We start from the raw sequence: 15,292 nt of genomic DNA on the forward strand, positions 1-15,292 counted from the left end.
GACGGCGCGCGGCCCACGACGGGCCGCGCGCCGTTGCCGTTCCGGCGCGGGCATCCGTGCCACCATCCGGACTATGTCGGATATGTCGCGCAAGAGCCGCCTGGCGCTCGCGGGCGGACTGCTGGCGGTCCTCGTCGCCGTCGCCCTCGCGCTCGGACTGACGCGGGGCGGCGACGACGGGACGAGCGCGCCGGGGACCGGGACGCGGGCGGCGTCCGCGACGGCGGTCCCGGGGGCGACCGGCGACGCACAGGCGCTCGTCTCGGTGCCGCCCGGGATGGCCGCCGTCACGGCCGACCAACTGCCGGCGGAGGCCCGCCGGACCCTGCGGCTGATCGACGCGGGCGGGCCGTACCCGTACCGCCAGGACGGCGCCGTCTTCGCCAACCGCGAAGGACGGCTGCCGAAGCAGAAGTCCGGCTACTACCACGAGTACACGGTCGAGACGCCGGGCTCGCCCGACCGGGGCGCGCGGCGCGTCATCACCGGGCGGCCGGGGGAGCGGTACTACACGGCGGACCACTACGCGACGTTCCGGGTGATCGTCCCGTGATCCGCCGCTGGCACGAGGTGCGGAACGCGACACCGTGGACGTCCGGGCTGCTGCCGGGCGACCTGGCCGACGTGCCCTACGCGGCGCCCGGCGAACGGCTGCGGGCCTCCGCCGAGGCGCACGGGTGGGCGTATGCGCGGCTCGACCTGGCCGGCGTGACCGACAAGGCCGGGTTCATGGACGCCTGCGCACGCGACCTCCGCCTGCCGGGCTACTTCGGGCGCAACTGGGACGCGCTGTGGGACTGCCTGACCGACCCCGGGCTGCTGCCGGAGCCCGGGCGGCGGCTGCTCGTCGTCCACGGCTGGCACCGGTTCGCCGAACACGACCCCGACGCGTGGGCGGCGGCCCGGAACGTCCTGCGCGAAACCGCCGAGCACTGGCGGGACACGGCGACACCATTGGTGGTGCTGGTCCGGACCTGACGGACGTGGGGCCGGTCTCGTCCACGAATGGTCGTCACCCGTCCGCCGAGTGACCGAGATGCGGCGAAATGTGCGCCATCCGGGTGGACACCGGTGTGATTGGTTCGCGTCGCGCGCCGGGCCCCGGACGCACCGTCGCCAACTGGCCAGACTGCGAATCATGAACAGCTCCGTGGAGCGCCGCCCGGCCGGTGCGGCCTACGACAGTGTCCTGCTCGCCTCGACCACCCCGCGCACCGACGCGATCGTCCCGGCGCCGCGGCCCGTCCGACAGGACGACACCGCCGACCCGGCGACCGACGGCGACGACGGCGACAGCGGCCCGGAGGGCGACCAACCCGACACCGCGGGAGGCACGGCGGGCGGGTCCGCGCCGACCCCGCTGGTGCCACCACCGCGCGGGCGAGTGGCCAGGAGGGACCGCCCGACCGAGGGCCCGGATCCGACCGTGGAACCAGGCCCGACTGTGGAACCAGGCCCGACCGCGGAACCAGGCCCGACCGTGGAACCAGGTCCGGCGACGGAACCAGGCCAGGCGACGGAACCAGATCCGACCGTGGACCCAGGTCTCGCGGAGAACGCCGCAGCGGGGGAGAAGATCGCGCCGAGCAGGACCGATTCCACGCCCGCACTGCCGCAGGTCGGTTCCCCGCCCGAGCCGACCCGCACTGGCTCCGTGCCCACGCGGCCCCGCGACACCGACCCCAACGGGCTGTTCGGGCCGCTCGTTGTGCTCGGGATCTTCCTGACCGCCCTGCTGCTCATCGGGCGTTTCCCCCCGGACGCCCTGCGCCCTGTCGCCGCCGACACCGGCCGCCCACCGCGCGAACCGGCCGCCCCGACGGCACCGGACATCCCGGCCTACGCCGCCGCGCCGCCGCCCCGCCGCGAGCCCCCGGCCAGGCCCCAGCAGCCGCAGGCACGCACGGGAGCGGCCGAGACGGCACACCAGGCCACACGCGAGGTCGACGACACCAGCCCCACAACCGCCCAAGCCGCCGCCCCCCGCCCGACCCCGGGCCGCCCGCACCGGCCCACAGCGGCGAACGCCGCCACCCCGAGCCCTCACGCGGCCCTGCCGACGCCAGGCGCACCCGCGCGCCGCCCCGTGCCGGCCCCAATCGGCTACGGCACCGCCCCACCCGACTGGGCTGTCGCAGGCCTCCACCGCCCGAACATCGCACCCCCGCCACTGGCCCCACCCAGCCCCGCCCCCGAACTCCCACCCCAGCCCGCCGAACCCATCCGCCGCCCCCCACCCCGCCCAGGCCCCCACAGCGGCTGGCCCTACGGAACCCCGCCCCCGGACCGGTACTGACGGCGCGCCAGCCCGGCACCGCCCGAACAAGGCCCCGAACCACCGGCGCCGCCACGCCTCCGTGTGCCCGTCAACCTCGCCCGTCTTGATCGGCTACGCGCCCCACCCGCTCAGGGCCTGCTTGGGATCTTGCCCGCGTCGTGCCGCCTGGCTCCGTCGGCCGGACCTTGCCCCGGGCCCCGTCCTCGGAGCCGGCGGCCTCGCCCCGCCCTCCACGGGCAGCCCGCGGCCCTCAGCGGTGCTGATGCGTCAGGCCGAGCCCGCGATCAGGTCGGACCAGAAGGGCACCGTCGAGGGTGGCGGTGTCGTCGGGGCTTCGGTGTTCGTCAGGTCGGTCCGTAGGTAGTCCGACAGGGAGCCGTGAATGACCGTCACCTCGGTGCGGCGGATCGCCAGGACCGGGTGGCCTGGCCCGGCCGGGGCGGCGGGGAGGTAGTGGTTGGCGTGGAGGGGGACCAGGGTCGGGGCCTTGGCCAGGTGCCAGCGGGCCGACTTCAGGGCGTGCCTCAGTTGGGCCGGACGGGGGCCCCAAGCGGTCGGCCAGAAGGCGGCGTGTTCGACGTCGAAGAGCACGCCGGCCGCTGGCAGCGACAGCTGGGCCTTGAGCTTCGCCGCTCCGCCGTCGCGCCAGTCCGGCCAGCCGGCGCCGAGCGGCAGCGCGCCGGTGAGGAGCTCGCGGTGGTCGGGCGCGAAGCGGAAGCCGTACGCGTCCTCGACGGCGGCAAGTTCGGCCGCGGTCAGCCCGGGCCCGTAGGGCACGGCACCCGCGTCGAGCAGGGCCCGTACGTCGAAGGCGGTGCCGTCCGGCATCGTGCGGCTCAGACGCGTCGGACGGTCGCGGCCTCGACGAGGCCGTACAGGACCGCCTTGGCCTCGTCGGTGATCGGCGCCGCGGCCAGCGCCTGGATCGCGCTCTCCGTCAGCGCGTCGATCATCGACTCGACCTCGGCCAGCGCCCCGGTGTCCTCGATGACCGCCCGCAGTTCCTTGACGCCCGCGTCGTCCAGCGCGGGGTCGCCGACGAGCTCGTCGAGCAGCCGGGTCTGCGTCGGGCCGCTCCGCTCGGCGGCGAGGGCCAGCAGCACGGTGCGCTTGCCCTCCCGCAGGTCGTCGCCCGCCGGCTTGCCCGTCTCCGCGGGGTCGCCGAAGACGCCCAGCACGTCGTCGCGCAGCTGGAACGCCTCGCCCAGCGGCAGCCCGTACGCGGAGTACGCGGCGAGCAGTTCGGGCCCGCCCCCGGCGAGCGCCGCGCCGACGTGCAGCGGCCGTTCGATGGTGTACTTCGCGGACTTGTAGCGGATGACCCGCCGCGACCGCTCGACGGAGCCGCCGCCCATGGCCTGCTCCAGCACGTCGAGGTACTGGCCGGCCATGACCTCGGTGCGCATCACGTCGAACAGCGGCTTCGCGGCGGCGAGCAGCACCGGGTCGACGCCGCTGCCCGAGAACATCTCGTCGGACCACGTCAGGCACAGGTCGCCGAGCAGCAGCGCGGCGGCGGAGCCGAAGCCCTCGCCGTCGCCGTGCCACGCCGAGGCCCCGTGCAGCGCTTCGAAGCGGCGGTGCACGGCGGGCTTGCCGCGGCGGGTGTCGCTGCGGTCCATCAGGTCGTCGTGGATGAGCGCGCTGGCCTGCAGCAGTTCGAGCGAGGTGGCGGCGCGTACGGCCGCGTCACCCGCGGGGCCGTCGTCGACGCCGCCCGCGCCGCGCCAGCCCCAGTAGCAGAACCCGGGTCGCAGGCGCTTGCCGCCGTCGAGGAGGAAGTCGCGCAGCGCCTCGGTGACGGGCGCCATGCCGGTGCCGACGTCGGAGAGCACGTCGGCCTGCCGGTCCATGAACGCGGTGAGCGCCTGGTTGACCCGGCCGCGCAGGCCGTCCCGGTCGAGCGGGTGCACGGCGTCGGGTGCGGGGGGCTGGGCGGCCGCGGCGGAGGCCGGGGAGGAGGTCACGACGGGTCGTCTTCCTTAAGGCGAGGGGCCCAAGCAGGGTAACCGGGCGGCGGGCCTGCCGCTGTCCTCAGGTCGCCTGGGAGTGTGGGGCCGGTCACGGAGGCCCGGCGGATTGCGCCGAATGGCCGCCCAAGTAGCAAGATCGGTGTCTCGCGGAGCGGACAATGCCTCCTCAGCCCGGGGTACGCCCAGTAACCTGCCGTTATGTCTCTAGGAGTCGCCACGCCCCGGAACTCGGGAGGGCCGCTGGGTCCGGCACGCGCGCAGGCCATTCGCGATCTTCTCGCGAACGGCAGGCGGACGTTCTCGTTCGAGTTCTTCCCGCCCAAGACCGAAGTGGGCGAGCGGCACCTCTGGGACGCGCTGCGCCGTGTCGAGGCGCTCGGCCCCTCCTTCGTCTCGGTCACCTATGGCGCGGGCGGCTCCAACCGCGACCGCACGGTCAACATCACCGAGCGCATCGCCACCGAGACCACGCTGACCCCGGTGGGCCACTTCACCGCCGTCGGCCACTCGATCGCCGAGCTGCGCAACATCATCGGCCAGTACGCCGACGCGGGCGTCCGCAACGTCCTGGCGCTGCGCGGCGACCCGCCGGGCAACCCGCAGGGCGAGTGGGTCGCGCACCCGCAGGGCTTCACGTACGCCGAGGAGCTGGTGCGCCTGCTCAAGGAGTCGGGCGACTTCTGCGTGGGCGTGGCCGCGTTCCCCGAGATGCACCCGCGCTCGACCAACTGGGACGACGACATCCGGCACTTCGTGCGCAAGTGCCGCGCGGGCGCGGACTACGCGATCACCCAGATGTTCTTCCACGTCGAGGACTACCTGCGGCTGCGCGACCGGGTCGCGGCGGCCGGCTGCGACGTGCCGATCATCCCGGAGATCATGCCGGTCACGAACGTCGGCCAGATCGAGCGCTTCGCGCAGCTGAGCAACGCCGACTTCCCGGCCGGGCTCGCCGACCGTGTGCGTGCCGTGGCCGACGACCCGGCGGCGGTCCAGGAGGTCGGCATCGAGTACGGCACCGAGATGGGCGAGCGCCTGCTCGCCGAGGGCGCCCCGGGGCTGCACTTCATCACGCTCAACAAGTCGATCGCGACGCTGCGCATCTACGAGAACCTCGGCCTGCGCGACCGCGAGCGCTGAGCCCGCCACGACCCCGGAATCCGCCGCCGCACGCTGGACGGAGGGGCCCCGCATCCCGTTAGGGTGAGGGGCCTTCATCCGTTCGAGGGAAGGGCACGCCCGTGCAGGTCGGCATGATCGTGCTGTATGTGCTTTTCGTCCCGGTCGGGCTGTGGCTGCTCACCGAGACGATGTGGCAGCACGGTGCGCCGTTCCGGTACCGCGTGCTGGCGGTCATCGGCTTCGCCGGCGTGGTCTTCGGGGTCGCGCTGGGGAACGGCATCGTGTCGGCGGCGGGCGGATTCGTCTTCGTCGTCGGGCAGTTCCTGGTGACGCGGTACGTGCGCAGCGGCTACTACCACGGCTGGACGGTGAGCTTCGGCCGCAAGAAGGTCGCGAAGCGGGGCCGCCGGCGGAGCGCCGAGAAGGCCGTGCCCGAGCAGGCCGCGTTCGCGGCCGCGGACACGTACACCGCCGACGCGTACACCGCGGACGGGTTCCCGGACGAGTACGCGCCGGACGCGCAGGGCTTCGCGGCGGCGGTCGCGCCGGGCCACGGCGAGGGCGTCGAACCGGTGTTCGCCGACGGTGCCACGCAGGCCTACCACCCCGACTACGGCCAACCGGTCTTCGCCGACGGCCCCGCGGACACGTACGCCTCCGCCGCGCAGGCGCAGGGCTACGACGAGGCCGACCCCAACGCGTCGGGTTACGCCTGGGCGACCAGCGCCGAGGGCTACGCGTACCCCGACACCGGTCAGTACGCGTACCAGCCGGACCTCGGGCAGCCTGGGCAGCCGGGCGAACAGCACACGGCGACCGGACGGTTCGAGGCCGCCGCCGACTACACCCCGCCCGAGACCGGGTTCGTTGGCGACTACGGGCCCCCCGGCGGCTACCAGGCGCCGCCGATGCCGCAGCAGCCGCCGACCGCGTACTTCGCCCAGCCGGTGGCAGGCGGCCCCGACGGGGAGCAGGCCGAGGACGTGTCGCTCTACGCCCGTCCGACCAACTCGGCCACGAGCGCCGCGCCCATCCCGGCGCCGATGAGCCCGCCCCCCGGGTGGGCCGAGGCCCCCACCGAGTACAGCCCCGGCACCGGCGAGCGGTTGGGCTGACCGCCCGCGACCGGCGACGCGAAGACGGCGCCGCCGGGCACGCCGGTCGCCCGCTCCAGGTCGGCGGGGGTACGCAGTTCGCACCAGCGCAGCCGGTCGGTGACCGGCAGGCCGCGGCGCGCGAGCAGGTCCAGCACGATGTCCTGGAAAGACGTGCGTACACCCGGCGCGTCCCAGTCGACCCGGCCTCGTCCGGTGCCGTGTGCGGGGACGCGCACCTGCACCGTCCACGCCGTGGCGCCTTCGGGGGCGGCGTCGCTCGGGGCGTACAGGCACAGCGTCGGGTCCGCGGGCGGCTTGGCGTCCGTGGCGAACAGCGCCTCGGCCTCGGCGGCGGGGTCGTCGGGGAACAGCAGGGTGCGGTAGGGCCGACCGGCGTCGTCCGGTGCGGCGTCGAGCGCGAGGTGCAGCTCGACGACCCCGGACGCCGACGGGTATCCGCCCTCCTCGCGGGGGCGGTCCATGACCACGACGTCCGCGTCGATCCTGCTCACCTCGGCGCCGTGGCCCGGGCCCGCCAGCAGCACGCCGTCCACGGCGCCGGCCGCGGTCGACACGTCCGCGACCTCGGTGTCGGGCAGGAACTTCACGCCCAGGTCCACGCAGCGCTCGTGGAGCACCTCGGCGATGCGGTGCACTCCGCCGCGCACCGTCCACAGGCCGAACGTCTGTTCCAGGTACGGCAGCACCGCAACGGTCGCGGGCGCGCGCCGCGGGTCCAGGCCCGCGTCGACGGCGTACCGCTCGGCGAACGCGCGCAGCCGCGGGTCGCGCAGATAGGCGCGGGCGAGCGGACGCAGCGTGCGCCAGGGCATCGTGGTGCGGAAGTCCTTCAGCCCGCCCGCCGCACGGCGCGGCTTGGCCGGCTCCGACGGGACCTCGAAGAACGCGGTGCGCATGACGCCCCACATCGCGGCCCCGCGGTCCATCAGACGGTTCCAGTCCGCCCCCGACCCGGCCCCGAACGCCCCGTCGAACGCCGCGGCGGCCCCGGCCCGCGTGGCGTTGGGCAGCTCGAGGACGGTGTCGCCGCGGTCGTACACGCAGCGCGTCGTCGGGTCGACGGGCACCAGGTCGACGCAGTCCTCCAGCGCCGCCCCGGTCTTCAGGAACAGATCGCGGTACACAGCAGGCAACGTGAACGCCCCGGGACCGGACGTGAACGTGAACCCGTCCCGAGAGACCGCCCCGAGCATGCCCCCTGAGCCCGCCCCGGATTCGCACACCGTCACGTCATGCCGCTTGCGCGCCAATCGCGCCGCGACCGCGAGACCACCCATACCTGCACCGACGACAACGATTCGAGCCACGTCGAACGAGCGTACTTGACGAGGAGAGGCCCGCCACGCCGTGCGCGCCGAGGCCGGACCGTCGCGCGCCCCCCCCGGGCCCGTCAGTCCTTCGGGGGCTTGGCCTTGCCGTACACCCAGGTGTCGAACAGCGGGCCCAGCGGCTTGCCGCTCACGTGTTCCGCCAGGGCGCGTAGGTCGGCTGTTTCGACCACGCCGTGCTTGTGGTCGGAGAGCCAGGTCCGGACGATCGTGAAGAACGCCTCGTCGCCGACCGCCTCGCGGAGCTTCTGGAGGGCCATCGCGCCGCGCTCGTAGACCGGGGGGCCCGAGACGTTCTTCGGGGAGCCGGGGGCGCCGGGTGGGAAGGCCCATACGCCCTGGCCGGCCGGGCCCGAGCGGTCGTAGCTCGTCTCGAAGCTCGTCCGGGTGCTCGGGCCGCCGTGGTCCTCGGCCCACAGCCATTCGGTGTAGGTCGCGAAGCCCTCGTTGAGCCACATGTCGTTCCAGGTGCGCGGCGTCACCGAGTCGCCGAACCACTGGTGGGACATCTCGTGGACGACGGTGTCCGGCTCGGGCGCCGTCTCGAAGAACGGCCTGGTCTGGGTCTCGAGCGCGTAGCCCAGGTCCGGCAGGTGGCCGACCACGGCGCCGGTGGACGCGAAGGGGTAGGGCCCGAACCTCCGGTCCGCCCACGCCAGCATCGCGTCGACGGTCGCGGGGATCGCGTTCGTGCGGTCGGACTCCTCCTCCGGGTCGACCGCGTAGTACGCCGGCACGCCCGCCGCGGTGTCCTCGCTCACCCGGAACCGGCCGATCGCCACCATCGCCAGGTAGCTCGCCATGGGCTCGGGGCTGTTCCAGTGGAACGACTCGCGCCCGTCGTGGACGGCGTGGTCGACGAGCTTCCCGTTGGACACGGCGGTCAGACCCTGCGGCACGGTGACGGTGATGTCGTACCCGGCCTTGTCGTACGGCGCGTGGTTGCCCGGGAACCAGCCGGGCGCCCCGGCGGGTTCGCCGAGCGCGACGGCCCCGTCATCCGTCTTCATCCAGCCCTCGTGCGAGCCGTCCGGGTCGGTGATGGTCTTCGGCACGCCGCTGTACGCGATCCGCGCCGTGAACGCCCGCCCGGCCGGGATCGGCGCCGCGGGCGTCACGGTCAGCTTGTCGTCGTCGCGCCGGGTCCGGGCGGGGGCGCCGTCGACGGTGACGTCCTGCACGTCCATGGCGTGGAAGTCGAGCGTGAACGCGTCGAGCTCGGCGGTCGCCTGGATCGCGAGCGTGGCCGTGCCGGTCAGCCGGTTGCCCTGCGGCGTCCAGTCGAGCGCGAGCGTGTAGTCCTGCACGTCGTAGCCCGGGTTGCCGAGCGCGGGGAACAGCGGGTCGGAGGCGTCGCCGCCCGCGGCCTCGCTCGCACCGCTCGCGCCCGCACCCGCACCCGCACCCGCGGCGGAGGGCCGGGTCAGCGGCCGCTCCGGGGCCGAGGACGACGTGCACCCGGACACGAGCGCGAGCACCGCCGCGGCGGCGACGACGCGGAGGGCGGACGGGCGGGCGGCGCGGTGCGCGGGCAGCGGCATGCCGTGATGATGTCGTGCCGGTCCCGGACGTGTCTCGGGTACCCCGGTCTCGTGTCGGCATGTCGCGGTGGCCCGCGCGGCCGAGGATCGCCGGTCGACAAGGTCGTCCGTGCGCCGCGCCGTCCCCGTATGCCGGGCGCGTCCCCGCGTCGCGCCGCCCCGTGCGCCGGGCCTGTCAGCCCCGTTCCGCCGCCCCTCGGCAGCGCCACCGCAGCACCGCGAGCTGCTGCATCGCCTCCACGCGCCGCGCCAGTGCGCGCTTCTCGTCGGGATCGAGCCATTCCCGGCCGACGCCCGCCGTCACGGTGAACGCCTGTGCGCGGTGGTCGTCGACGGCGTCCACGGTGATCTCCACGCACGCGTAGTCCGGATCGGCGGACATCGGGTCGGCGGCGACGCGGGCCGTGCCCCGGGCGGTGAACGCGGTGTCGTCCTCCGCCAGGAACAGCATCGCGACGCGGGGGCTGGCGCGCAGCCGGGCGAGCGAGTCGCGGGTACGGCGCAGGGTCAGCAGGATCGTCTGGTCGCCGGCGCGGACCGGCGCCGAGACGGGGACGGCGTGCGGTCCTTCGTCCGGCCCGCCGCCCGTCGTGGCGAGGACCGCGACGGTCTGCCGCGGCCACGTCGGCAGCACCGGCGGTGCCGACGGCGTCTCGGGTGCGGCGGCTGCGGCTGCGGCTGCGGCAGGGGACGGGGCGGGCGGTGTCGTGTTCCGGCTCATCTGTCCGAACTCCTCGGGAGGGACGGGCCGTCGCGGACCGGACCAGGACGGGCCCGGTCCGCGACGGCAACGGCATTCAGTGGTGGGCGTGTTCCGGCGCGGTCTCGGTGAACCGCGGTGGTGCGGAAGGCGCGTCGGCCTCGGGGCGCCCGGGGCGCCAGACCCGCGGACCGAGGTCCAGCGAGAGGGCGGGGATCAGCAGGCTGCGCACCAGGAAGGTGTCGAGCAGGACGCCGACCGCCACCAACAGCCCCTGTTGCAGCGCGCCGACCGTCGGGACGACCGCGAGGACCGAGAACGTCGCGGCCAGCACCAGCCCGGCCGACGTGATCACGCCGCCCGTCACGGTCAGCGCCGTCAGCACGCCCTCGCGGTGCCCGCGCAGGGCGACCTCCTCCTTGGCGCGCGTCATCAGGAAGATCGTGTAGTCGACGCCGAGCGCCACTAGGAAGAGGAAGCCGAACAGCAGCAACCCCCGGTCGATGTGCGGGTATCCGAGCGCGTGGAACAGCAGCACGGCCGCGCCGACCGCCGAGCCGTACGACAGCACGACCGACAGCAGCAGCATCACCGGCGCGACCAGCGCCCGCAGCAGCGCCACGAGCATCAGCAGCACGACGACCAGGATGAGCGGGATGAGCAGGGCTTCCTCGTCGCCCTGCGCGTTGGAGGTGTCCAGCGCGACGGCGCTCTGCCCGCCGACCACCGGATCGCCCGGCACGCCGCGCAGGGCGTCGCGGATCCGCTCGACCGTGTGCCGTGCGGTGCCGCTGTCGGGGGCCGCGTCGAGGACGACCGCGAGGTGCGTCCAGCCTTGTGAACTCCGTTCCACCGTAGCCTCGTTCACGCCGTGGACCTGATCGAGCGAGGCCTTGGCCGCCGCGGCGCCCGTGTCGCGCACGTACACGTCGGCGGGCGCGGACGAACCGGCGGGGAAGTGCGCCGACAGCAGCCGCTGCCCGGCGACGGAGTCGACGTCCTTGGTGAACATCTCGGCCTGCGTCTGCCCGGTGCGGACGCCGAACAGGCCCAGCAGCAGCGCCGCCAGCACCGCGACGGCCGCCAGCCACACCGCGCGCGGCCGCCGCCCGACGAGGCCCGCGACCCGTCCCCAGGCCGAGCGCCGCACCGGCTCCCGCGCCGACCCGGCGGCCGCGTCCGGCTCGTGCCTCGGCACGAACGGCCAGAACACCCAACGCCCGAGGACCACCAGCAGCGTGGGCAGCAGCGACGTCATCGCGAGGAACACCACGACCACGCCGACCGCGACCACCGGGCCGAGCCCGCGCGTCGAGTTCATGCTGCCGAACACCAGGCACAGCGTCGCCAGCGCGACCGTCGCCGCCGACGCGGCGAGCGCCGGCAGGCAGCGGGCGACCGCGTACGCCATCGCCTCGTGCCGGTCGGCGTGCCGCCGCAGTTCCTCGCGGTAGCGCGCGACGAGCAGCAGCGCGTAGTCGGTGCCGACGCCCATGACGAGTACGATCAGCACGTACGCGCTCTGTCCGTCGACCACCAGGCCCGCGTACTTCGCCAGCAGGTACACGACGCCGCTCGCGACCTGGCTGCCCAGGGCGACGGCCAGCAGCGGCACCAGCCACAACACGGGGCTGCGGTACGTCACCAGCAGGAGCAGCGCGACGAGGCCGAGCGTGGCGCCGAGAAGCGCGCCGTCCATGCCGGAGTAGACGTCGATGAAGTCGGCGATGTCGCCGGCCTCGCCGGTGATGCGGACCTCGAGGCCGGGCGGCGCGCCGTGCCGCGCGGTCTCGCGCAGGTCGTCGACACTGTCACCGAGCACCGTGTTGTCGCTCGTGTCGGTGCGCAGCGACACCGACACGTAGACGGCCTTGCGGTCGTCCGACAGGACGGCGGGGCCCGTGTCGCCGACCGCGACCCCGTTGGCGCGCAGGGCGCCGCGGTCGGCCTCGACCTTGGCCAGGTCGGCGTCGGTGAGCCCGGTGTCGCGGGCGTACACGACGACCGCGGTGCTGGTGTCCTTCTCGGCGAAGTGCCGTTCCGCGACGTCGATCGCGCGGGTCGACTGCGCGTCGGCGGGCAGCCAGGTCTGCGGGTCGTTGTCCTGGACCTCGCCCAACTTGGCGGCGAGCGACCCGCCGACGGCGATGAGCAGCACCCACAGGGCGAGCACGGCCCATTTCGAGCGGCGCCCGGCGACCACGGCGGCGTAGCGGGCCGCCACCCGGCGGGTGGGGCCCTCCGGTGGGCCGGGGAGGGCGGGGGAGTGCGAAGACATGGGGACCTCGGAATCGGGAGCAGGGCGTGGGAAACCCGGCGCGCCGCCCCGAACGTCCGTGGCGGCCGCGTGGGTTGGCGGCTTGCCGACGACGCTACGGAGCGGCGCGCGTACCTGGCTTCTCGATTCCTGACCGGTCCCGACCGGGGCGCCGTGTGCGGGAACGCCGACGGCCCCGGTCGTCGGACCGGGGCCGTTGGGAGTCCGCTATGCGGTGGTACAGGTGGTACAGGTGGTGCGGGTGGTGCCGCGGACGGTGCGGCTCAGAGGTCGAACTCGGTCGGCTGGATGCCGAGCGCGAAGCACGCCTCCCGCACGACCGCGCGCTCCTGCGGGTCGAAGTTGCCGTCGGCGCCGCCGATGACGATGCCGATCTGGATGACCGCGCGCGCCTCGTCCGGCTTCTTCTTGGCCTTGGCGACCTCCTGCATGACCTGCACCTTGCCGAGCTGGTAATCGGAGGCGAGCTGGTTCGCGTACGCGTAGAAGCGGCGCTGCAGGTCGTCCTTGTCGAAGTTCTGCAGGACCTCGTTGCTCCCGATCAGCTGCGCGACCTTCTGCTGCTCGGCCGAGTCGATCGAGCCGTCGGCGGCGGCGACGAGCGCGCAGATCGCCATGCTCGCGTCGCGGAACGCGCCGCTCTTCAGGTCGTTCTTCTTCGCGACCAGCTGTGTCTGCATGCTCTGCGCGGACTGCTTGAACCTGTCCCAGAGGGCCATGGATGTGTCTCCTGAAGTCGCTACATAGCCGGTACGCCGCCTTAATCTACAGAATCGTAGATAAAAGCGGCGCAAGTGCGGTTCCGGTCGGATTCGGGTCGGATTCCGCGCGGATTCCGGTCGGGTTCCGTCAGGGGGTCCTGGTCAGACGTCGACCCCGAAGTCGCGCGCGATGCCCGCGAGGCCCGACGCGTAGCCCTGGCCGACCGCGCGGAACTTCCACTCGGAGCCGTTCCGGTACAGCTCGCCGAAGATCATGGCGGTCTCCGTCGACGCGTCCTCGGTCAGGTCGTAGCGGGCCAGCTCGGCGCCGCCGACCCGGTCGACGACGCGGATGTACGCGTTGCGGACCTGGCCGAACGACTGGCCGCGCACGTCCGCGTCGTGGATCGACACGGGGAAGACGATGCGCTCGATGTCCTGCGGTATGGCGGCCAGTTCGACGTTGACCACCTCGTCGTCACCCTCGCCCTCACCGGTCAGGTTGTCGCCGGTGTGCTGCACCGAACCGTCCGGGCTGGTTAGGTTGTTGTAGAAGACGAAGTGCAGGTCCGACGGCACGCGGCCGGTCGCGCTCAGCAGCAGCGCGCTGGCGTCGAGGTCGAAGTCCGCGCCGGACGTGGCGCGCACGTCCCACCCGAGGCCTACGGCCACCGACGACAGACCCGGGGCGGCCTTGGACAGAGAGACGTTTCCGCCCTTGGCAAGGGTGACTCCCACAGTGCTTCCTTCCCGCAATGACCCGGCAGTTTCCGGCGCGCGCCGCCGAATCTACCGGACTGTAGAAGTAGGCGTCCCACCCGTTCTCACAACGCCGTTGCCGCTTTGAGGATCACGAACAGCGCGATCGTGGCGTTCGACGCGGACACCACCGACACCGTCGTGCCGGCCGCCGCGACCAGCGCCGCGAGACCCGCCCGCGAACGCGGCGCGGGCCACCCCGCGTCCGGCGTCGGACCGAGCAACGCGGCCACGCGGCGCGGCACCGGCCCCGGTGTGGCGGCGAACGCCGGGAGCCCGTGCGGGCCGCCGAACCGGTGCCCGCCGCGTGTTCCGGCCGTGGGCGCGCGGCGCGCGGCCAGCGCGGCCTTGCCGACCGCGTGCGCCGTCGTACGGCGGTCGCCGACCGCGGCCGCGGCCTCCTCGTCCGCCCAACGCTCCACGGTGTAGGCGATCGCGGTGTGCAGCGGCCGCAGGAACGGCTGTGCGGCGGCCGCGAGTCGCGCGACGAGTAGATAGCGGTGGTGATGGCCTGTCAGATGGGCGCGCTCGTGCGCGATCAGCGCGCGGCGTTCGTCCGCCGTCAGGCAGGCCAGCATGCCGGTCGACACCACGATGCGGCGCGGTGCGCCGGGCAGCGCGTACGCGTACGCGACGTCGTCGGGCAGGATCGCGACCTCGCCGGCGCGTGCCAGCCCCTCGGTCGCCGCGCGGGCCCGCCGCCGCACACGCGTCTCGCGCGCGAGCACCGCGCCGGTCGCGACCACGACCGCGGCCAGGCCGGCGATCGCCATCGTGCCGAACAGCCTTACGTGCGGCACCGCTTCGCGGACCTCCGGGTCGGCCCAGCCGTCCGGCAGGGGATTGCCCGGCACCTGCGCGGTGCCGACGACCATGAGCAGCGCCAGGCAGAGCGTGCTGCACGCCGCCAGCACCGCGCTGACCGCGGTCAGCAGCAGCGTCGCGCGGCGCGGGTGCAGGTGGTCGGTCGCGAGGCGGGCCACCGGCAGCGCGGTGAGCGGCAGGACGAACGGCAGATACACCGCGACGTGCACGTTCAGCCCCCTGCGCGGCCGAGGAGTTCGCGCAGCGTCGCCTCGTCCTCGGCCGACAGGTCGGACACGAAGCTGGCGAGGACCGCGGCCCGGTCGCTCTCGCGGTCCAGCACCTGGCGCATGCGGCGGGCCGCGAGGCCGGCCTCGTCGGCGACCGGGCGGTAGGCGTACGAGCGGCCGCGGCGGGTGCGCGAGAGCAGGCCCTTGTCGTGCAGCCGCGACATGATCGTCACCACGGTGCTGTAGGCGAGACCGGCGCCGAGCGCGTCCTGCACCTCGGTCGCGGTCCGTGCCCCGTCCGCGACCCACAGCAGCGCGAGGACCTCGGCCTCCAGCTCGCCCGGCCCGCGCCGCGCGCGGTGCCGACTGTCCGTCATTTCGCCTCCCCGGCCGCATCGATCGCCCCTCATCGTGCTCACAGCGGGGCGGTTCGGCAACGCCGGGTCACGAGCGCCATCCC

At 74.1% G+C, this 15,292-nt stretch carries 14 protein-coding genes and 1 pseudogene; 5 read left to right on the top strand and 10 right to left on the bottom strand.

What is annotated here, in order from left to right; genetic code table 11:
- Positions 1-73: 73 nt before the first annotated feature.
- The 3 genes from QI554_RS08320 (at position 74) to QI554_RS08330 (ending at position 2,296) form a co-directional block, all read left to right on the top strand.
- The gene (locus QI554_RS08320; RefSeq protein WP_425527937.1) at positions 74-553 is read left to right on the top strand and encodes a guanyl-specific ribonuclease; all 480 of its coding nucleotides are present in this window, start codon (positions 74-76) and stop codon (positions 551-553) included.
- Entirely contained in the window at positions 550-978 is a 429-nt protein-coding gene (locus QI554_RS08325) for a barstar family protein (RefSeq protein WP_281467560.1), read from the top strand. Before QI554_RS08320 ends, QI554_RS08325 begins: the two co-directional genes overlap by 4 nt.
- Positions 979-1,138: 160 nt before the next feature.
- Entirely contained in the window at positions 1,139-2,296 is a 1,158-nt protein-coding gene (locus tag QI554_RS08330) for a hypothetical protein (RefSeq protein WP_281467562.1), read from the top strand.
- 249 nt (positions 2,297-2,545) lie between these two features.
- Here the strand turns inward: QI554_RS08330 and QI554_RS08335 are convergent, their stop codons facing one another.
- Both QI554_RS08335 and QI554_RS08340 read right to left on the bottom strand, forming a co-directional pair.
- Positions 2,546-3,106 carry a hypothetical protein gene (locus QI554_RS08335; protein WP_281467564.1) on the bottom strand — a complete coding sequence of 187 codons (561 nt, stop codon included), beginning with the start codon at positions 3,104-3,106 and terminating at the stop codon, positions 2,546-2,548.
- Between the two features lie 8 nt (positions 3,107-3,114).
- On the bottom strand, positions 3,115-4,245 hold the full coding sequence (locus QI554_RS08340) for a polyprenyl synthetase family protein (protein ID WP_281467566.1): 1,131 nt from the start codon (positions 4,243-4,245) through the stop codon (positions 3,115-3,117).
- A 204-nt stretch (positions 4,246-4,449) separates the two neighbouring features.
- Between QI554_RS08340 and metF the strand changes: the two genes are divergently transcribed.
- The gene (gene metF, locus QI554_RS08345; RefSeq protein ID WP_281467568.1) at positions 4,450-5,391 is read left to right on the top strand and encodes a methylenetetrahydrofolate reductase [NAD(P)H]; all 942 of its coding nucleotides are present in this window, start codon (positions 4,450-4,452) and stop codon (positions 5,389-5,391) included.
- Positions 5,392-5,492: 101 nt separating this feature from the next.
- Positions 5,493-6,488: a hypothetical protein gene (locus QI554_RS08350; RefSeq protein ID WP_281467569.1), complete on the top strand. Its 996-nt coding sequence runs from the start codon at positions 5,493-5,495 to the stop codon at positions 6,486-6,488.
- A gap of 476 nt (positions 6,489-6,964) precedes the next feature.
- On the opposite strand, the pseudogene QI554_RS08355 reads toward QI554_RS08350, so the two are convergent.
- The 8 genes and pseudogenes from QI554_RS08355 to QI554_RS08390 form a co-directional block, all read right to left on the bottom strand.
- Positions 6,965-7,798, bottom strand: a pseudogene (locus tag QI554_RS08355) (phytoene desaturase family protein); the annotation flags it as partial.
- Between the two features lie 83 nt (positions 7,799-7,881).
- On the bottom strand, positions 7,882-9,360 hold the full coding sequence (locus tag QI554_RS08360; protein WP_281467572.1) for a M1 family metallopeptidase: 1,479 nt from the start codon (positions 9,358-9,360) through the stop codon (positions 7,882-7,884).
- Positions 9,361-9,535: 175 nt separating this feature from the next.
- Complete coding sequence (locus QI554_RS08365; protein WP_281467574.1) at positions 9,536-10,081, bottom strand: pyridoxamine 5'-phosphate oxidase family protein; 546 nt, start codon at positions 10,079-10,081, stop codon at positions 9,536-9,538.
- Positions 10,082-10,157: 76 nt separating this feature from the next.
- Complete coding sequence (locus tag QI554_RS08370; RefSeq protein WP_281467576.1) at positions 10,158-12,338, bottom strand: MMPL family transporter; 2,181 nt, start codon at positions 12,336-12,338, stop codon at positions 10,158-10,160.
- A 263-nt stretch (positions 12,339-12,601) separates the two neighbouring features.
- On the bottom strand, positions 12,602-13,057 hold the full coding sequence (locus tag QI554_RS08375; RefSeq protein ID WP_281467578.1) for a tellurite resistance TerB family protein: 456 nt from the start codon (positions 13,055-13,057) through the stop codon (positions 12,602-12,604).
- A gap of 144 nt (positions 13,058-13,201) precedes the next feature.
- Positions 13,202-13,777: a TerD family protein gene (locus tag QI554_RS08380; RefSeq protein ID WP_281467580.1), complete on the bottom strand. Its 576-nt coding sequence runs from the start codon at positions 13,775-13,777 to the stop codon at positions 13,202-13,204.
- 86 nt (positions 13,778-13,863) lie between these two features.
- A complete protein-coding gene (locus QI554_RS08385) occupies positions 13,864-14,832 on the bottom strand; it encodes a M56 family metallopeptidase (RefSeq protein WP_281467582.1) in 969 nt (322 codons plus the stop codon).
- Between the two features lie 2 nt (positions 14,833-14,834).
- Positions 14,835-15,209 (bottom strand): BlaI/MecI/CopY family transcriptional regulator, encoded by a 375-nt coding sequence (locus QI554_RS08390; RefSeq protein WP_281467584.1) that lies wholly within the window; start codon positions 15,207-15,209, stop codon positions 14,835-14,837.
- Positions 15,210-15,292 lie beyond the last annotated feature (83 nt).

Origin of the sequence: Yinghuangia seranimata (assembly GCF_029953285.1) — a bacterium.
GTDB lineage: Bacteria > Actinomycetota > Actinomycetes > Streptomycetales > Streptomycetaceae > Yinghuangia > Yinghuangia seranimata.